This is a genomic window from Sinorhizobium prairiense, from assembly GCF_029201645.2.
GTDB classification, from domain to species: domain Bacteria; phylum Pseudomonadota; class Alphaproteobacteria; order Rhizobiales; family Rhizobiaceae; genus Sinorhizobium; species Sinorhizobium meliloti_A.
The window spans coordinates 1,107,931-1,126,427 of record NZ_CP104133.1 but is presented as its reverse complement, the minus strand read 5'-3'; the positions used below and the strand labels follow the sequence as shown (position 1 = coordinate 1,126,427).

The following is an 18,497-nucleotide window of genomic DNA, read 5'->3' as shown; positions in this document are numbered from 1 at the left end:
CGTCGCGAAGCAAAGCGCCGTTCAGGGCAGCCTCCGAATGCCCGTTGTGAAGAATGGAGAGGACCTATGGGCGAGGTTGTTCGTCAGCGACGCTGTTCTATCCGTTCACTTGCCGGGTGGACGTATTGACGATCAGACTGGTTTGGTTCTCGATCTGCAATGGTTCATGGCGGCGTTCAACAATGCTGCAATCCCGGACACGATCTCGCTCACGCTTCCGCCGAATCCCGCTCTTCCTCCCAGCACTGCGGCGCTCGAACACAAGCGGCAGGATCGCCTGACGCCCCTGGGGCGTCTGGCAGATCTCGCTATTGCCGCGCTCTCTCTTGCTGGCTTCTCGCAACGAAGCTCCCTTTCTATCCGTCATCTAGCCGCACCGCGGACAGCGAAGATGGCTAGCGACCATCGGCAGCGGTGGCGGGGGCTTGCGACCGCCTTAACCTGCTACCCCGCATTGAAACGGATCACCTGAAGAACCAGCGGGTGTTTCTGACTGAACGAGAGAGAAAGGTATCCGATTTCGGCAGACTACTGCACGCCCGGCTCCGCGCATCAACTCGGACTGGGTAGTGTCAGTGCGGTCCGCTACCGGTGAGGTCCGTCGCAGAATACAAGCGTCTGGCCTGTTTCTGCGAGTGTACCGGGAATGACAGCCGCAGCGCTGTCATGCGGCGGACACCGCGATTTCGTCGAAGCCATCGAACGCTTCCTGGACGATAAATTCCAATTGGGCGACCTCCTCGTCAGAAAGTGCCTCGAACTCGCCCTCTCGCCGCCTCTTCGAAAGAACCCCGCCGTTCTGCCGAATGAACATGATAAGGTTCTCTGCGAGCCGGTCGGGCATCTCGACCGTGTCCATGATCCGGCGCAGCGCCCCATCATGGCGGCGCAGATACTCGATTTCGCGCGGCAGGTCGTGTTCGACCGTCCGCTGGACGCACCCGTAGAGGAATTCGGCAGCCGCAGTGTAGTCGAAGTACCGGTAGAGATCGGCGGTATCGTTGAGAACCTCGACGTTCCTGTCCGGCGTTGGTCGCCACTCGATGAACGGCATCAAAGGTCCGGTGTCAGCCTGAAGGGTGGTCCGGTAGTTGTCGATTCGGTCCAGCATGACCGACGAAACCGGGAAAACCATGCCTGCCGGGGCAAATTTCCGTTCGGCAAGAACATGGTGGATCAGGCAACGGTGAAGCCGCCCGTTGCCATCCTGTAACGGGTGGATATAGACGAACCCGAAGGCCGTAATTGTAGCCTGCAAGACGGGGTCGATTTCCGCCTCACTCATCCGGTCGTTCGCCTCGATCAGTCCTTCCATGAGGTCGGCGAGGTCGTCAGGCCGTGCCCCGATGAATTCCGGCAGCGGATCGTAGTTGTGGTCGCGCTCCCCTAGGAACACGCCTTCTCGCCGTAGCCCGGGCTTTATGAACCTCGTATCCTCGATCAGCACCTGGTGGAGCCGGACGATCTCGTCGACATCAAGCTTGTTGCGCCCCGCCTGCATGACGGCGCGGCCCCATCGCTCCAGCCGGTTGCGTGGCGGACGTTCGCCTTCAATCTCGAAGCTCGCGCGGCTGTCGGCCAGCAGCATGAAACTCGCGGCTCTGGCGACGAGGTGGGAGCCGGTGCGACCGACGATCTCGCGCGCCTTCTCGTCGAGGGCCCGGCCGACGAACTCCTCCAGCGCTTTGGTGCGGCGTATAACCGGACAGAAGCGCGCAGCGCCCAGCAGGTTATCGCGGACGCGGTGGCGTCGCGACAGGCGCGGCTTGGCAGTGACGTAGGCTGCGGGATCGAGAAGATCAATGGCCGCGACGTTCTGGGCGTCGGGCAGGTTGAGCGTTCTCCCGGTCAACTTCTCATAGAAGAACCAGAGGCGCCGTGCCGGAACGCCCGTAGGCGCTGCGCGCACGAGCTCTTCGACGGCGTCCATGGGAGCGGCGTCGAAAACGCGCTTGAGGATCAGAAGATCGAGAACTTCATGCCGAAAAGCGAATGTGAGATGATCGGCAAAGGTATCTCCGGGCCAGTATCGCTTGTCGAACACCTGCCAGGTGTCTTCTTCACGCTGGCTGCCTTTGATATGCTTCTCCGAGACGCAGCTGGGCCGCCGAACGGGAGCTTTGATCGACAGCGCCTGAGCCAGTGCAGCCCAACCGGCGAGGCGCGTCCCGTCGGGAACGGCGCTCTCTTGAAAATGGGACGCATGGGCCAGCTCTAGCTGCATAAGTCGAAAAGCCCCTCTTTGTCGTCGAAAAATGCCCCTATAAAAAGGAGGGGGTCGAAAACCACCCTATCAGCTTCTTGGGTCGAAAACCATTCATTTGTGTCGCGATACGCCGCAAAATAGTGTCTCAGGTCGAAAATCGCCTCAAAGCCCGGTCTACTCGCCTCTTCTGTAACCATAGCCCTTGGGGCGGTGCCGTGACGGGGCGGCCCCGCCATCGCCGTCTCCATCGTCGTAAACGTCGTTCCGCAGGTCCGGCGCATAGCTATCCTTGCCCTCGCCGGTCACTCCGGCCATGCGCAATCCGGCAGCGTTGTTGAAGCGCTCCCGTAGATCGACCTCCTGCGAATTCCTGCTTCATCCAGACGCCCTGATCGCGCGCGCGTCGTAGAAGTCCTGCCTTGCGATATTATCGGTGCTACGCGTCTGCTCCCTCTTGCGCTCCATCTCAAGCCCTGCCACGGCTTAATGCCGCTCCGCCTTGCGCATGGCCATTTTCAGCGATGCCCGTTCACGCGTATTGAGGCGCGCATGCAAGCGCCGCAGCCTGTCGATTTCCGGCTTCTCTCGTCCAGGGCGGCGTGAGAGCGCACCGTTTTCGAGGCGATGCCACTCCTTGGGATCGAGGCGGGCACACGCGGCATCTGAACCGGCTGTGCAGCGAAAAGAACGCGACGCTGAACTCTGCTAAGGTCGAACTAGCGCGCCCTTCAAAGCAGCGCTGGCCTTTCTTGCCTTTGACGAATTCGAGGATGCCAAACAACTCGCCGCGTAGGGTTGCATGAACCTCGCCTCGCTTGACTCCTGGCGTGAAGACAATTTCTCCGATCAGGGAACGAAGGGCTTCCGCCGCCTGCCTGCCGCTGTCCGGATCGCTGAGGGCGTCGGTCAGGCGCTCCACACGCGGTAAAGGTTGGTGAGGTTCGGATGAACGTCCGGCATGTCCACGGGCGCCTCAGTAAGACGGGCGACGATCTCCGCCTTCTGCCGTTCAAGGTCGTCCATGAGCGCTTTCATGGATGGCTGGTCCATGCCGTCCTCGATGGCCGCGATGATACCCGCGATCGCCTTCTCGATCTTGGCAAGCGCCTTCTGGTCCGTGGTCGCTTGCACGCGCCTTTCGCGGTTTCAGCCGGTTCATTTCCTCCGCATAGGCGCGCACCGCCTCCGCGACTGCTTCCGACGAGACGAGCCGCTCTTTCAGGCCAGTCAGCACGCGGGCCTCGATCTTGTCGAGGTGATGGACCTGCCATTGTCGCAAGTGCCGCGCCGGTGATGGTTGAGGCAGGCATAGCGGTTCGGCGTGCCGACCTTGCCGCCGCAGCATCCGCAGGTCAGAAGGCCGGAGAGCAGATGAACCGGGGCGGTTCGCCAGATGCACGCGCTTCATGCGGCCTTCCAGCGTGTTGGCGGGATTGGGGCCAAAGATTCCGATATCTGTTCTTTCCGTGCGCGGGCGGCGCTCCAAAGTTCGTCGTCCACCATACGCAGATGCGGAACCTCGGTCCTGATCCACTGGCTTTCCGGGTTGATACGCGACACGCGCTTGCCGGTGGACGGGTCCTTGATGAACCGCAGGCGGTTCCACACGAGAACGCCCGCATAAAGCTCGTTGTTGATGATGCCGGTGCCACGCGAGACATGGTCGCGAATGCTGCTATCACCCCATGCGCGGCCAAGCGGCCCGGGAATGCCCCTGCCGGTTCAGATCGATGGCAATGGCCTTCGGGCTTTTACCGGACGCGAATTCGCGGAAGATGCGGCGGATGGTGTCGGCTTCCTCCGCCACAACCTCTCGGTCGCCCCGGATCGGTTCGCCGTTGGCATCGACCTTCTTCATCACCTTGTAGCCGTAGCAAAGCCCGCCGCCTGCCTTCCCCTTCTCCACCCTGCCCCGCAAATCGCTATGGGTCTTCATCGCAAGGTCTTTCAGGAACAAGGCATTCATCGTGCCGTTCAGACCGACATTAAGCTCGGAGATTTCCCCTCAGCCAAGGTAACGATGGTGACACCCGCAAGCTTCAAATGCTTGTAGAGAGTGGCGACATCGGCCTGATCGCGGCTGATCCGGTCCAGAGCTGCGCGTCCCGCACAAGCCGCTGGATGCCGGAACGCAGGATAGTGCTGGAACCCGATATGGCCGCGTCCTCGTAGAAACCGACGATCTCCCACTGCTCCCTGCCCGCATGTTCCCGGCAAAGCCGGAACTGGTCCTCAATCGGCGTCTCGCTCTGACTGTCGGATGAATAGCGGGCATAAGGGCCGCACGGGTCATGGTCTGCTTCTCCTTCATTCGGCAATGCTCTGTGACTGCCGACATTGGCGCCGGAGCGTCATGGCTGGCACTGCCTGCCAGCGCACGCCGCGCCTTTTCTGCTTCAGAAGCCCACGCCGGGACGGAGCCGCCCGGTCAAGGCGGGTGCGGCAGCACCCCCGCAAAGCGACTGGCCTTGAGGGGGCGGCTCGGTTCCGGCCCAATCATTCAAGCAAAAAGACTTTCACTGCAGATGCATTCCGGCCCGTTGCATTGCATCAAATGGTGTCTTCCTTCAGCGGCGGCACATCGGGCGCCTTGTCCAGCAAGCCTGTCAGCGCACCGCGCTTCGTCGTACCTGCACGCGCTTTCAGGAATTCATTGGCCGTCTCCACGGCCCCGATCTTCTGCGCGACCGCAGAGATGATCCACTGATTGAGCGACACGCCGTCTTCCTGTGCCAGGCGTGCCGCCGTCTCCTTGAGCGACTGCGGCAGTTGCAGCGGGTATTTATATCGTTGGGTCCGCGTCATGTGTTCAGTCTCCTGACAATCTCTCCCGGTGTTATCACGGTCACGCCCAACCCAAGCGCCGGACGGAAATCCTTGACGTTATGCGTCACGATGGCCTCGGCCTGTCCGTTCAAGGCAGCTTCCAGCACCATTTCGTCCGCGACATCGGACAACATGGGCCGAGTCCGAAACGAAATATCGACGCCCTCGGTAATAGCGGCAAGCGCACTCATCACCGAAGCGACATCCTCAAGGCTGTGGCCGGTCGCCTGCCGCGTTTCGGGTCGGCTCAGCACAGCCTCATATTCCAGAAACAGCGCCGTCGAGCAAAGCGGCGTCACCATACCCCGATCAGCGAAACGCAAAAGCAGGTTGCTTGCGCCATTGCGGCTGCGGAACGCTGCCACGATAACGTTGGTATCCAGAACCAGTCTCATGGGAGATAATTTATAGACATCCCATAGGATGTCAATATTTTGGATGAGGGCTCCCGTCATCCATCCTCGTCCTCTGCGCTGTCTTCGCTTCTGCCCCGATTGTCATTGGCGGCCCGATGCGCGCTTCCGGCAAAGCCAGCATGCGGGCGAGCTCGTCGGCCCGGTCCTCAGAAATGGGCTTAAGGCGGCAGTGGAAGTGCCCTCAAAGGTCGAACAGGCGACAGTCGACGCACCCACAAAACAACGGGCAAACAACGGACAGGAGGCCAGTGATGAGGCCGACGGCCCGATGAAGCATTTAGCAGTTCCTTCGGTATCCAACGCGACCTCTTGCAACGGAACCGAGCCGCGGGGTGCCGACGGTTAGACCAAGTCCAGGGCTAATCGGGAAAGCGATACTTGAAATGTTCGATCTCGGCGCCGAACAGCCGTTCGACGCGTTCCCGATCACCTGGTTTATAATAACTGCGAATATCCGGCCTCCTTGGGTTAGCCTTCGCTCTGGTCAAAAATCGTTCATCAAAAGGCAGCCCGATTTGGTCGCATACAGTGCGTAGATCCTCCGAGAGGCGCTCCTGCCGACCCACGAAATTGACAACGACTTCGTCGTTCTTGGTGTAGAGCTGCCACGACTTCCAATTGATACGCTCCTTCTCGGCTGCACCGGCTTCGATCAGGCAGAGCATTTGCGAGAAGCTCGGCCGGGTATCGGCCTTCCTGTAGTGCCAATTGTAAAGAGAAACAGCCCTCTCGAACGGGTTTCGCACGAAGCAGAACTTGAAATACTGTTTCCAGGTAGTGGGATCGAAGGCCTCGATTTCGCATGCGCTTGAATGATCCGCGAGCTTGCCTGCAAAACGCCGGCTGAGAGCGACACCGGCCAATGAATCGACACTGTGGTTGCGGATGAAGGTTTGGGCGATCTTAAGTGGAGAAAGGTGGCAGAACATTGCAATTAGCGCTAGGCGATTGGCTTTGGCTCCATTTGCGAGCGCATCCTTCCAGGACCCAAGCTGCAGATCCCATGGTCCAAATTCGCGAGCGAGATAGGCAGAAACCGTGCTGCCGGCGGTTTTCGGCACGTGGATGAAAATGAACTTGTGGCGATGGGATATAATCACTGCCTGGCCACTCCTTAGCCGGAAAAAGTCGAAACCGCCCGTCATCGAAAGCGAAGACAGCAGCAAACTGAAGCCGATGCCTCCCGTATTCGCATCCTATGCATGGCCCCGGCTACAGCAAGCCCCGACGATGGGGCCGTCCAACGTTCGGCGATTAAGGTAATTCCAAAGGAGGATGCGCAATGAGGTAGCAAGCTGACCAAAGAGATTATCGACGCAATGTCAGCGCCTCCTCACGATCGCCGGCGAGACATCGATAGCTAAGTGGCATCGGCTCCAACAGTCAATTCCAAAAAGCCACCTTGGATGTTGTGGAGGCGAGCGTAGACGCCGTCTGGACGACGCGCGAGTTCCTCGTGCGTCCCCTCCTCGACGAACAGCCCCTCCTTCATCACGACGATCTTGTCAGCATTAACGACGGTGGAAAGCCGGTGAGCGATCACAATGACGGTGCGGCCGCTCATCGCTTGATCGAGTGCCTTCTGGACAGCTGCTTCCGACTCCGTATCAAGAGCCGAGGTAGCCTCGTCCAGAAGCAGAATGGGCGCGTTGCGCACGAGCGCCCGGGCAATCGAAAGACGCTGGCGCTGGCCGCCGGATAACGTCATACCTTGCTCGCCCACAGGTGTATCGTACCCCTGTGGCTGCGCGAGGATGAAATCATGCGCATAGGCAAGCCGGGCCGCTTCCTCTACTTCCGCGTCCGTCGCTTCGGGCCGGCCGTAGCGGATGTTATCGCGGATCGAGCCTTCGAAGAGGTAAGCCTGTTGTGAGACATAGGCGAGCCCGTTGCGCAGAGACTGCTTGGTAACAGCGGCTATGTCTTGCCCGTCGATCAGGATGACGCCCGATTGTGGATCGTAGAAGCGTGGAATGAGGCTGATGATCGTCGATTTGCCGGCTCCGGACGGGCCAACGAGCGCGGTCGTCTTGCCACCTTCCGCCAGGAAACTAACTCCCTTGAGGACCTCCTCGCCATTGCCATAGGAGAACCGCACGTCCCGAAACTCGACGGTGGCTTCACTGAAGGCGAGTTGAGTAGCCCCGGGTAGGTCACGTTGATGCGGAACCGTGTCCAGAATTTCGTAAAGCATGCGGGCGTTGACGGCAGCGCGCTCCAGCGACACCTGCAGGCGAGCGAGGCGCCGCACCGGGTCGTATGCCAAGAGAAGCGCCGTTACAAAAGCGAACAAGGCACCCGGGGCCACGTTGCTGTAGATGGTGCGGAAAGCCGCATAGGCAAGCACGCCCGAGATTGCCAGGCCTGCAAAGGTCTCCGTCAACGGCGCCGTCCGTTCACTCAAGCGCGCGATGCGGTTGGCGCGGTTCTCCGCGCCCTTGATGATCCCCTCGACCTTACGGCCCAACTCGTCCTCCATCGTGAAGGCTTTGACGATGGAAATGCCCTGAATGGTTTCCTGCATCGCGCCTAGGACGCGGCTGTTGGCCTCGACCGCTTCGCGCGTCGCCAGACGCAGCCGCCTGGAAATGTAGCGAAGCCCGAGGAGCAACGGAGGGGCCCCAATGAAGGTGATGAGCGAGAGCAGCCAGTCCTTGCTGATCATGACGCCGACAAGGCCGACCAGGGTCAGGACATCGCGGGCGACCGAGGTGACCGTCATATTGAGCACGTCGCGGATGCCGGAGATGTTCTGGTTGATCTTGGCGGTGAGGTGCGTCGAGCGCTTTTCCTGGAAAAAGCCAATGCTCAACGCCATCAGATGCGTATAAAGCCGGCGCTTATAGCGTGCGACAATATTGTTGCCGATTTTCGATAGAGCGACGGCTTGTCCATAAGTCGCCAGGCCTCGCAGCACAAAGGCAGCAAATATCGAGAAACAGACGAGTAGAACGACGTCGCCGCGCTTGTTGGCGAAAGCTTCGTTGACCACCGTTTCACTGATCCAAGCGGTGAAGGCCGTCGTTGCGGCCACAACCATCAGGCACGCAATGGCAAAGGCATAGCCGCGGATATGGTCGCGGCCGTTTTCGGCAATGACGCGCCTTAGGACCCCAGCGATCGTTTCAGTATCGACCTCGCGCTCTTTTCGATCCTTAACGCTCAAATAGTCCCGTCCCTGCAATCACGCATGGCGTGCCCGTGTACTGGCGCCGTCCGGGTCTCTATAGTGCCTTGTGACCGTCTTGACCAGTCATGGGCGGCACCCTGTCGTGGCAGAGTCAAACGGCTCAGCCTTTCAGCCGCCTCCCTTCTGCAACTTCACAGACTTTCAGCGCGGATGCGGTCGGAAGCCACCCGCTCTGCCATCAATCATTCTCAGTTTTCCGTGCAGGCATGGCTTCGCCACGATGTGAGCGAGGCTTCGGAGGCCCTTTCGCAATTTCTTGATGTCAGACTGAAATTTGTGCACTGATACAGGAGCCATTATCCTGAACCTGATCGAAAGCACGAAAATTGTTCGAGGGGATAAAGTCCGCCATACATTGGCGGTTCGCCAAAAAGCTGAGGAATTCAGATCCTGACAGAGCTGCAAGGCACTTGGTACTGGCAGCTACAGGACGCGGGGCAGACGTTTCCAGAGCCAGGCGCGCTGTGGGATTCCTCGTGGCAGACAAAAGGTACTCGGACGCTCGCACGATTTGCCGGGAGCAGATATCGACAGGCGACCGATCCGGCTTTTGGCGGCATTACGAGGGCTTCGTTGACGAGCTCGCAAGCTCCCGCCGACACCAAGAAGTGTCTGGTTCGAAAATCAAGATTGCTCTGTTCAACGACACAGACTTCAGGGTCAATATCGGATGCCGGCTGACAAGCCAGGGGCTCAAGCAACAAATTCTAGATGCGTTCCCGGGCGCCGAGATCACATCTATCGGTTTCAATTTCTCAGCCTTCAGAAAGGAGTTCCCGAAGCCCTCATCCGCTGAAGGATATGGTCTCTCGGACATTGAAACCCGGCTTTCTGCCGCATATGGCGAAGACGCTGTTGACCATATAGCGGCCGCCGACTTCGTGATCCTTCAGCCAGAGGGATCGTTGGATCACAGGACGACGGCAGACGGGCTTGCAACTTTCTTCACGCCTATTCTTACCGCCAGGAAACTGAGGAAGCCGTTTGCTGTATTGAACGGAACGATACCTATCTACGAAGGCGAGCGATCGGACTATCTCAAAGGGCTCTTTCGCGAACTCGGCCATGTGGCCGCACGCGACGAAATCTCGGCGGAGCCCTACGGGATCGAATTTCTGGTGGAGCCGCATTCCTCCGAATATCGCCAGCACCTGTGGCCGAACGCGACGGGTGCCTGATAACCACCGGCGCCAGAAACAACGCCGAAGAAGACGTTAAAATCCTAAAGGCTGCACTGAAGGTCTGCGAGGCGCTGAAGCTTCGGCCCGTCGTTCTTACGCATGCAGTTGAACGCTTCTCTCCATATGAGGCCGAGATCATTGGCCGTGGCGGCATTTTTGCTGAGACGGCCAGTATAGAACATGCTGCCGAGACGATCTCAAAATGCCGCCTGCACATCGGCGGGCGATATCATATGGCGATCTTCAGTCTCCTCTGTAACGTTCCTTCTCTCCTCTTCGACGTTCAAACACACAAAAACCAGTGGCTGGGGCGCTACTCTCCTCTGATAACGCTTGTGCATCCGCACACCGACCTCGATGCCGCGGCAGCCGCGGTGCTGAGCAGTGGCGTGTCCTAGAGACATCCGGGATCAACGGCCGCGGAGAAATACGTTCATTTCCTGAAACGCGCTAGGGCTGAGCAGCCGTTATAGCCGGTCTCCGGCGCGACGCTGCTGCGGCGGGCGGCCATTGACAGCGGCGCGCATTCCGAACTATCGCCATTGGCGGTAATGCGAGGCAGATAGCGGCCTACCCGTAATCGGCGAGATCGTGGTCGTCCGCCCCTCCACCGCCCAGTTCAGAATTGCATTTGCCTCGGCATGCATCTTTGCCCTGATCTCGGCCCGTTCCACTTCACTGGAGACGAATTGCAGCGGTATACGTTCAAGTGCGCTGAGAACGTCCTGCTTGAGGTCGGCATCGGGATCGTCCCTGAGCCTTTTGGTTGCAAGGACTTTCACCAGAAACTCAAGGGTCGCGACCCGCAGTCCGTCATCTTCGAAATGCAAACTTCCGTCCCCCGGTGAATGCACCTTGGCTGGAGATTAACAGCGGCGACTGTCAGTGGCAATTCGGATTTACAGTATACGAAGTATAGGAACGAACGCGGCGCACTATTCAAAGTTTATCGGATGACGGAGAACTGTCTCACCTCGGACGTGTGCCGCCGCTGCCGGCTCAGCGTTTCGAAGTCTCGACGCTCTCCCGCATTCTGCTCAACACGGGACCAAAGAGTGCCGAGAGACTTTCCGCACCTTTCGCCGACAGGTGATCTCCGTCCTTATAGAGAACGGTGCCCTCTCGCATGACATGACACCTGGAGGCGTCGCAGATTGCGCGCATCGGATCGACGATCAAAGCTCCGCTCGATCTGGCCGCATCCGCCAAAACGCGCCGGGCCAAGGCTTGCCGTCGGTGCGTGTATTCAAGAGAAGGAGCGATATCGAGCGAGCGTCCGGACACAGCCGCTCGGGCGAGGGCCTCCGGCACATCGAAACCCATCTCCGGCACATCCATCACCAGAACAGCCTTCGATCCCTGCCGAGCGAGCCTGGTCAAAGTCGCATCGAGTCCCTTCCTCACCGGATTGGACCAATCGGTCCGGGAGGGTACGACGCGAGGGTCAAAGAAGATGCCCTGACCCGGAAGCTCTTCTCGGTGGACGTACTTGGGCCAATAGCCCACCATGAAAATGAAGGAGTACTTTCTCTTCTCGATCAGCGACATCACAGCGGAATTGTGATCGATGCACCTCTTGACCGCCGCCGGAGGACCGAAATCCGTCTCTGGCAAGGGCGGGCACGATCCACGCCCGACGAACATGCCCGATATACCAATTTGGCGAGCAGCAATGTCAATCGCAGGAGCGATCGCAGCGGCATGAGAATCTCCCCACACAAGGAACCGCGGCTCGCCCGCAGTCTCGACACCGACCGAGCAGATCTCCCCTCTCCTTATCTGAACGGGTGTCAAACCTTCTCCATTTGAATCGGTGAAACACCGCTTGGAGGAGAATGGGCTCTCATCATAGGTGGCTTGGTAAAGCGCTCGGGCCTTTTCTGGCAACCTTTGGGGAATGCCTTCCAAATCATTGACAATGAAACCGAAGGCGACCGCAGAAGAAATAGCAGCGCTACTCACGCCGACGATTGCGACGCGCGAGGATGCCAGCACGCCATACCGCGCGGGCTGCTCGACGAACCTCCATGAAATGTATGCGAGCGCGAAGGACATCGCCACGGCGGCCAGCGCCCATCCGGTTGTCAGTTCGTGGCCAAGGCCATAGCGCAAGAACACGATTACGGGCCAATGCCAGAGGTAGAGGGAGTATGAGATGCGTCCGATGAAGACCGAAACGGGATTACCTAGTAAGCGCCCTATCGCTCCGCCTCGACAGTGTGCGTGGATCACAAGGGCCGTACCGAGGCAGGGCACGGCGGCATAAATACCGGGGAAGGGCGTATCGGGAGAATAGACGAAAACGGCCAGGGAAACGGCCAGCAGCCCGAGTGCCGCCAATGCCTGCGAGCCGCGGGCCCCATAATTCGAGGCAGGAGCAATGGCAACAAGGACCCCGATCAGCAACTCCCAAACGCGAAAATGCAGCAAGTAGAATGCTTTTTCGGGCGAGTGCACGATCCCCCAAGTGCTTGCCCCGAAGGACACGAGCGCCAACGTCAAAACGATTGCGGGAATGTGCTTACGTGCAAATTTGAAGGCAAGGAAAACCGCGATGGGAAAAATCAGGTAAAATTGCTCTTCCACAGACAGGGACCAGGTATGAAGCAATGGCTTCATTTCTGACGAGAGATCGAAATAGCCGCTCTCGCTGCGGAACAGGATGTTCGAAGTGAATACGGCAGCAGCTTGTACGCTATCGCCAAAATACCGAAACTCCTGCGGCATCAGCAAAAACCATGCCGCAACGGCCGAAACGGCAATCATCGAGAATAATGCCGGGAAAATGCGTCTCATCCTCCGAACGTAGAACGCCCAAAAGCTGAAGCTGCCACGCTCGAGGTCGGCCAGGATGATCCTGGCCATGAAATAGCCGGACAATACAAAAAAGACGTCGACCCCGACGAATCCGCCGGAGAACGAATTGAAGCCTGCGTGAAAGAGGAGCACAGGCAGGATCGCCACAGCTCGCAAACCGTCCAGGTCCGGGCGATACTCGAAGTCTCGGTGGATTACTGCCAAGCGCGTTCCCATTTCCGTGATGGACTGCCAAAGCCAATGCGGCGTTTCACGTCCACGTTAGATCGTTCGGTGTGCTCCCTCGGAGTCCGGCTCGTCAACCTTCTCCGGGCGTCACCATTTGTCTTTAGGCAACGCCGGCACGCAGAAGATCATGGACGTGCAAGATGCCCGACGGCCGGCCAAAATCATCGACCAGAAACAGCACCGTGATCTTTTGCGATTGCATCATTTCCATTGCCGCACTTGCCAGCATTCCAGTCGTAATCACGCGAGGCATATGCGACATCACGGTTTCGACCGTGAGGAGCAAAAGATCTTGTGACATATGGCGCCGCAAATCGCCGTCGGTAATGACACCGACAAGCTCACCGTCGCTACCAACGACGCCGACGACCCCGAAACCCTTCGAGGACATCTGGATGACCGCTTCGCTCATGGGGCTGCCGATCGGCAAAAGTGGCACAGCCTCGCCCGAATGAGCCAGCTCATGGGCAAGCAGCAACTGCGAGCCGAGCTTGCCGCCCGGATGAAAGGTCTTGAAGTCCTCGGCCGAAAACCCCCTGCGCTCGAGCAAGGCTATTGCGAGAGCATCTCCCACTGCCAACTGCAGCATTGCAGACGTGGTCGGGGCTAGACCATGAGGGCATGCCTCCGGCACTTTCGGCAGGACGAGCGGGATCGTGGAGTTGCGAGCGATGGTGCTGCCCGCATTCGACGTGACGGAAATGACCGGAACGTTGAAGCGCCTGGCGTAAGTGAGGACGTTCCCGAGTTCGACGGTCTCACCGGACCATGAAAGCAGGATAAGCAGATCCTGCGCGGTGATCATGCCGAGATCGCCGTGACTTGCTTCCGTCGGATGCACGAAATAGGCGGATGTTCCGGTAGAGGCAAGCGTCGCGGCGATCTTGCGTCCGATATGCCCGCTCTTGCCAACACCCGCGACAACAACTCGCCCCCGCTGGGAGGCGACGAGTTCGACGGCGTCGACAAAACTACGGCGCAACGCCGCATCATCCTCCAGACAGGCCGCCAGGGCATTGATCCCGTCGGCGGCAGTGGCGATCGTACGACTGATCGACGCCAGTATTGGGTCACTTACAACCACGTTCATTTCTTGACTGCCCGCAATTATCGACGACCGGTGCTAAAGGCGACGCTTAATCAAATCAAGATGGCTAAATTGTGCGATGCACGGGTATTTCCACGCTTTCTGAAGCGTGGGGACAGATTACTGAAAGAATTGCAACACCGGCTCACCCCCTTCTAGGCGAAGAACCGGCCCGAATGGACACGTAGGCTGGCTTGTGCGAGACATAAGATGTCAGTCCCTTAAGTGAATCTCGCCTGCCTACCTGGTCAATGGAATTCGCGATGACGATTGAACCTGAAGCGCTTCAAAAATTGCGAGAAAAGCACCGCCGATGGCTCTCGCGACTCGGCATTATCGATAAGCCGTGGCTGATTCTCGGTTCCGCGCCCTCCCCCACGATTCCGCCGGACCTGATCGGATATTGCGCACGCGTCGACGTGAACAACGCTGGCAAGACGGCCAATGCACTGGGTCTACCACCCGCCGATTTGACATTTCGAAAGCGGAAGAAGTCGTGGGAAGAGCATCCCTATGTAAGGACGAGGGGGCTTCTATGGCTTCATACAAAGTCTATCTGGGTGATGTACCTGAAACTTCTGGCAATGCCGCACGTGCGATACAAGAGCCTGATGCGCGCCACCAAAGCTGAGCGCGAGGCGATCGTCGAGGCCGTGAGCGGCGGACTTCCCCCGGATATTGGCGAAGTCGGCAAGGTGACGAACGGAGTTGCCGCCCTGTGCTACGCTCTTTTCATGGGAGTGCCGTCCGTGACGCTTGCCGGCTTCTCAGTCACCAAGATGGGCCATTCCTACGACGACAAGGGGAGGATTCGGAGGCAGATTGCCGAAGACACCTTCGTTCTGACGCAGTTGAGAGATCGAGGAAACGTCTTCACGACCGAGTTGGAACTCTCCGAGCATATCGGCCTGCCTTTCATTCGCGATAAAGGCGACCTCGCCGTCAAGCCGGGCACCCCGATCGGCCCGGATCGGCGTCAGCGGACGTCCGCCCAAACATAGGCAAACGTGTATACGTCGCCCGGGCGTCCGGCGTTGTAAGGAACCGAGACGATCGTCGGCTTCGAGCCGGCAATTGTTGCGGGCATGAGCTGCAGTAGAGCCGAAATGCGAGGCGGAATCTCTTCTCGTCCCCTACCTTCGGCCGACCAGGCCGCCAAAATTCGGCCTGCCAGAAGACGTTTTTCCGCCTCCTGAGAAGGTCCCGCCAGGATGATCGGGGTGTCGGGAAACTGAATCCTGAGGTTACCCGCCACGATCCTGTCCTCGACCACGATGGCGACCGGCGGCGGGCCGGGCTCAGCGCGCACAACCTGGGCGAACCCGTTAAAGGGCGTATGTGCGAAGGAATAGTCGCCGATCATCGGACCGACGAAAACCCTTGCCCAAAGCATGACGATTACGCCGACGGAGAGGACGCCCGCGATCGAAAGAAGTGCAGGCAGACGACGGGCAGGGTCCAGACCGGCGGCATCGATCTTCAGCGTCAGATAAAGTGGGAGAAGCGCAGTAAAAAGCGCCAACCACTTTGCACGGATGTGGGTCGCATCCATTGCAACGACGATAATCGCTATGATGAGGAAGCAGGCGAGAATCATTCTGCCGACGACCCTCGTCCACAGGCTCTCGGCGAGAAGGATCTTCCTGAGATCCGCGTAGAAGAGCAATCCGAAGACGGCAAGGGTCAGCGCGACGCCCTTGAGGCTTGCAACTGCGAGCGAAACAAGTCCTTGGATCGCGTGCGGCAGCATCGCGCTGTCCGCCCCCTCCTTCATTTCAGCGACAGTGACACCAGTCGCATGTCCAAGATTATTGACGACCCAATAGGCATGGGGTGCCACGATCACCGCGCAAACCGCAACTGAAGCGAGCACGCGCCAGTCGAACAGATATTTGCGCAGCTTTGCCTCTGGCAGGATGGCGAGCAGTGCCGCCGCGGGGAGGATAACGAAATTGTATTTCGAAAGCGCCCCGAGCCCCACGGCAACGCCGACAAGCAGGTAATGGCCAAGGTTGGGCGGGTTCTTCAGGGCGCGGAAAAAGCCGTAGAGAAACAGCGACACCGCAAAAAGCGCGGCGACGGTGTGCGATAAGTCGCGCTGTGACAGAAGGAAAACCGGTGGCAGCGTCAGTACGCCCAGCACCGCCACCGCCGGAGCGAGCGGACTGCCGGAGAGTACACGGGCAGTGAGTCCGTAAAACAAAAGGAAGAGGAAGAGGAAACCGTTCTTTACGATGGTCAGCGACGCGACGGAGATATCGAATAGGGCCACCACTCCATATTGAACCCAGTTGTAGAAGGGTGGCTGCGCTCCGTATCCGAGCAGCAGGTATTGTGAGAGCAGGGCTTGCTCGGACTCGTCGATCTCGAGCGAGTCCGGACGCAGGATTTTCAGGATGATGCTGAGCAGGCAATAACCGGCAATCAGAACATATAAGAAATCCGGTCTTCGAACCAGGAGGCTGCGCATTCCTCTCCCCTCCGTCCCTGCCCGTACTGGTGGCAACACCGCGGACCAGCGACAAGCTACTAGGTCAAGTTCGAGGGAATTGCCAGAGGCCCGGTCGAGGACAGCGAACAACCAAACACATCGTTCGCTTCATCAGGACGAGACGATGCGGCAGGAAAGGGGTCGCTGCCGGCGAGAGAACGTTATCCGGTACACGAGGCTTCACGGCGCCGCCTTTTTTGGCTACACCTGAAAGCTGCTTATACGAAAATAAGTGAGTTTGAGTCGTTTCGTGGCTTGCCAAGCACGCTTGAAGCCTACCTGTTATCGGAGGTTTAATGACGGAAAGTGCTCATATTTACATCGGCTTCGACAGCAAGGAAGTCGTCGCCTATCATGTTCTTTGCCAAAGCATTTTGGAAAAAAGTTCCATCCCGGTCACGTTCACGCCGATATCCTTGAACAACGTCGACAGGATTTTTACGCGCGAGCGGAATCCACTCCAATCTACGGAGTTTTCCTTTTCGCGTTTCCTCGTACCTTATCTAAGCCGCTATGAGGGTTGGTCTCTTTTCGCTGATTGCGACATGCTGATGCGGACTGATATCGCCCAGTTGTGGGAGCTGAGAGACGATCGCTACGCAGCGATGTGCGTAAAACACGACTACGTCCCGAAAGTCGAAACGAAGTTCCTGGGCCAGGTCCAAACGAAGTACGAAAAGAAGAACTGGTCGAGCGTGATCCTGTTCAACAATCCCAAGTGCCGAAAGCTCGATTTGGATTACGTGAATACCGCGACCGGGCTGGAGCTGCATCAGTTCAAGTGGCTGGATTCCGACGACCTGATCGGCGAACTGCCCGCGAGCTGGAACTGGCTCGTAAACGAGTACGAATATTCGCCGGATGCAAAGCTCGTCCATTTCACCGATGGCGGACCTTACTTCGATGAGTACAAGAACGATGACTACGCCGAGGAATGGTTCGCTGCACGTGATCGTGTTCTTCATGTAACGCAGCGCTCGGCTTAATCGCGCGACACCCATAAGCCATGTCATCGGGGGCTGTTGCCCGTCCCTTCGCCGCTTCACGTGCCGATGCGCCGGCGATGCACTTTCGTCAGAGAACCACTTGGCGATGGAGCATCACCGGCGTTGGAGCATCACCGGGCGAAACTTGCATCGTAGCCGAACCCCATCCCGACAAGGGCCGAGACAGGCGAGTGGTTTACGACCTCGATGCCGCTTTCGGCGGCTATGCTGCGTGCCATGACCAGATGGTCTACGATTCGCTTTTGGGCCACGACGATTCCCGAATAGGCCTTGTCGGTCATTTCGTAGTACCTCGGTTCATCGGCATTACTGAGATCGATCCCCACGAAGCCGATCGAGCAGGGCCTCCAGGCGACGGCAAACTGTGCGGCTGAAACCGCGACTGAGCCTGCCTGGAAAATGCCGGCCAAGGGGTCTTCGGAAAAACCGACGTCGCCGTCCTGGCTCAGCCGCACATACGGCAGCTTGCGCAGTTCCGCAGTGTCGCGACGCGCCACCCCGTATGGCTTTCGCACGTTATCGATCAATACGACCGGCCTGTCCCGCAGCCATGTGCCATCCAGCTCGCAGATCGCCCTTATGACGCTCACGGACAGCAGACAGACGCATCCGGCAGGAATCCGTTTCACGAGATCGAAGTGCCTCCATACGAACCGTTCGTCTTCGATTGCTATCGCCAGAGGCTTCGCTATCACGCTGGGGAAAAGGTGCAACGCGCCGTTCAAGAGAAGGCACGAAGACGCGTCTGCGCGAGTCAGATCGCATCGGGCGACCGAGGGGCCGGAGCCGACGATAAGCACATTGGACGGCCTCTCTTCCAGGGCGCGCAAGGGGCTCGTGAGACGTCCTACCGGCTCGCCTCGATACTGGATCACGCCGTCGCGATCAGCAGTTGCAAGTTCGAGCTTTAGTCCGGGAAACCAGTCCTGAACATGCGCCCTGGAACGACCCAAGAGGAGGCGAACGGCGATCTTGATGCAGGAACGTGAAATGGGACGATTTGAAATCATTGATTTCTCTAACGCAGGCGTTGAGCGACCAAAACGAC

18 protein-coding genes and 1 pseudogene are annotated in these 18,497 nt (G+C 58.6%); 4 read left to right on the top strand and 15 right to left on the bottom strand.

All coding sequences use genetic code 11. The features are described 5' to 3' along the window. The first annotated feature begins 37 nt into the window (after nt 1-37). Nucleotides 38-472: a hypothetical protein gene (locus N0Q91_RS28590; RefSeq protein ID WP_275598882.1), complete on the top strand. Its 435-nt coding sequence runs from the start codon at nt 38-40 to the stop codon at nt 470-472. Between the two features lie 192 nt (nt 473-664). Here N0Q91_RS28590 and N0Q91_RS28585 read toward each other — a convergent pair whose 3' ends face one another. The 10 genes from N0Q91_RS28585 to N0Q91_RS28540 form a co-directional block, all read right to left on the bottom strand. Beyond that, nucleotides 665-2,224 carry a Fic family protein gene (locus tag N0Q91_RS28585; RefSeq protein WP_275598881.1) on the bottom strand — a complete coding sequence of 520 codons (1,560 nt, stop codon included), beginning with the start codon at nt 2,222-2,224 and terminating at the stop codon, nt 665-667. A 156-nt stretch (nt 2,225-2,380) separates the two neighbouring features. Further along, nucleotides 2,381-2,521, bottom strand: a complete 141-nt coding sequence (locus N0Q91_RS28580) for a hypothetical protein (protein WP_275598880.1) — start codon at nt 2,519-2,521, stop codon at nt 2,381-2,383. Nucleotides 2,522-3,112: 591 nt separating this feature from the next. Beyond that, on the bottom strand, nt 3,113-3,337 hold the full coding sequence (locus N0Q91_RS28575; protein ID WP_275598879.1) for a hypothetical protein: 225 nt from the start codon (nt 3,335-3,337) through the stop codon (nt 3,113-3,115). A 273-nt stretch (nt 3,338-3,610) separates the two neighbouring features. Continuing rightward, complete coding sequence (locus tag N0Q91_RS28570; protein ID WP_275599755.1) at nt 3,611-3,877, bottom strand: recombinase family protein; 267 nt, start codon at nt 3,875-3,877, stop codon at nt 3,611-3,613. 7 nt (nt 3,878-3,884) lie between these two features. Continuing rightward, the gene (locus N0Q91_RS28565; RefSeq protein WP_275598878.1) at nt 3,885-4,172 is read right to left on the bottom strand and encodes a recombinase family protein; all 288 of its coding nucleotides are present in this window, start codon (nt 4,170-4,172) and stop codon (nt 3,885-3,887) included. A 73-nt stretch (nt 4,173-4,245) separates the two neighbouring features. Beyond that, nucleotides 4,246-4,524 (bottom strand): recombinase family protein, encoded by a 279-nt coding sequence (locus tag N0Q91_RS28560; RefSeq protein WP_275598877.1) that lies wholly within the window; start codon nt 4,522-4,524, stop codon nt 4,246-4,248. 232 nt (nt 4,525-4,756) lie between these two features. After that, entirely contained in the window at nt 4,757-5,011 is a 255-nt protein-coding gene (locus N0Q91_RS28555) for a toxin-antitoxin system HicB family antitoxin (RefSeq protein WP_275598876.1), read from the bottom strand. Continuing rightward, the gene (locus tag N0Q91_RS28550) at nt 5,008-5,487 is read right to left on the bottom strand and encodes a putative toxin-antitoxin system toxin component, PIN family (RefSeq protein ID WP_275598875.1); all 480 of its coding nucleotides are present in this window, start codon (nt 5,485-5,487) and stop codon (nt 5,008-5,010) included. The genes N0Q91_RS28555 and N0Q91_RS28550 overlap by 4 nt, the downstream gene beginning before the upstream one ends. A 320-nt stretch (nt 5,488-5,807) precedes the next feature. Next, nucleotides 5,808-6,548: a sulfotransferase family 2 domain-containing protein gene (locus N0Q91_RS28545; protein ID WP_275599754.1), complete on the bottom strand. Its 741-nt coding sequence runs from the start codon at nt 6,546-6,548 to the stop codon at nt 5,808-5,810. Nucleotides 6,549-6,808: 260 nt separating this feature from the next. After that, complete coding sequence (locus tag N0Q91_RS28540; protein ID WP_275599753.1) at nt 6,809-8,614, bottom strand: ABC transporter ATP-binding protein; 1,806 nt, start codon at nt 8,612-8,614, stop codon at nt 6,809-6,811. 488 nt (nt 8,615-9,102) lie between these two features. Between N0Q91_RS28540 and N0Q91_RS28535 the strand changes: the two are divergent. After that, nucleotides 9,103-10,292 (top strand): annotated as a pseudogene (locus tag N0Q91_RS28535) (polysaccharide pyruvyl transferase family protein). A 60-nt stretch (nt 10,293-10,352) separates the two neighbouring features. On the opposite strand, the gene N0Q91_RS28530 reads toward N0Q91_RS28535, so the two are convergent. The 3 genes from N0Q91_RS28530 to N0Q91_RS28520 all read right to left on the bottom strand — a co-directional run bounded on the left by N0Q91_RS28530 (nt 10,353) and on the right by N0Q91_RS28520 (nt 13,954). Continuing rightward, nucleotides 10,353-10,649 (bottom strand): hypothetical protein, encoded by a 297-nt coding sequence (locus N0Q91_RS28530; protein ID WP_100674340.1) that lies wholly within the window; start codon nt 10,647-10,649, stop codon nt 10,353-10,355. 169 nt (nt 10,650-10,818) lie between these two features. Then, nucleotides 10,819-12,852, bottom strand: a complete 2,034-nt coding sequence (locus tag N0Q91_RS28525) for an acyltransferase family protein (RefSeq protein WP_275598872.1) — start codon at nt 12,850-12,852, stop codon at nt 10,819-10,821. Nucleotides 12,853-12,964: 112 nt separating this feature from the next. After that, the gene (locus tag N0Q91_RS28520) at nt 12,965-13,954 is read right to left on the bottom strand and encodes a KpsF/GutQ family sugar-phosphate isomerase (RefSeq protein ID WP_275598871.1); all 990 of its coding nucleotides are present in this window, start codon (nt 13,952-13,954) and stop codon (nt 12,965-12,967) included. A 260-nt stretch (nt 13,955-14,214) separates the two neighbouring features. On the opposite strand from N0Q91_RS28520, the gene N0Q91_RS28515 reads away from it, so the two are divergent. Beyond that, nucleotides 14,215-14,952, top strand: coding sequence for a hypothetical protein (locus N0Q91_RS28515; RefSeq protein ID WP_275598870.1), 738 nt, complete (start codon nt 14,215-14,217; stop codon nt 14,950-14,952). On the opposite strand, the gene N0Q91_RS28510 is transcribed toward N0Q91_RS28515, so the two are convergent. After that, complete coding sequence (locus N0Q91_RS28510; RefSeq protein WP_275598869.1) at nt 14,928-16,421, bottom strand: ArnT family glycosyltransferase; 1,494 nt, start codon at nt 16,419-16,421, stop codon at nt 14,928-14,930. The genes N0Q91_RS28515 and N0Q91_RS28510 overlap by 25 nt on opposite strands. Nucleotides 16,422-16,738: 317 nt before the next feature. On the opposite strand from N0Q91_RS28510, the gene N0Q91_RS28505 reads away from it, so the two are divergent. Beyond that, nucleotides 16,739-17,428, top strand: coding sequence for a glycosyltransferase family protein (locus tag N0Q91_RS28505; protein WP_275598868.1), 690 nt, complete (start codon nt 16,739-16,741; stop codon nt 17,426-17,428). A 131-nt stretch (nt 17,429-17,559) separates the two neighbouring features. Here N0Q91_RS28505 and N0Q91_RS28500 read toward each other — a convergent pair whose 3' ends face one another. Next, complete coding sequence (locus N0Q91_RS28500) at nt 17,560-18,459, bottom strand: glycosyl transferase (RefSeq protein ID WP_275598867.1); 900 nt, start codon at nt 18,457-18,459, stop codon at nt 17,560-17,562. Nucleotides 18,460-18,497: the final 38 nt, after the last annotated feature.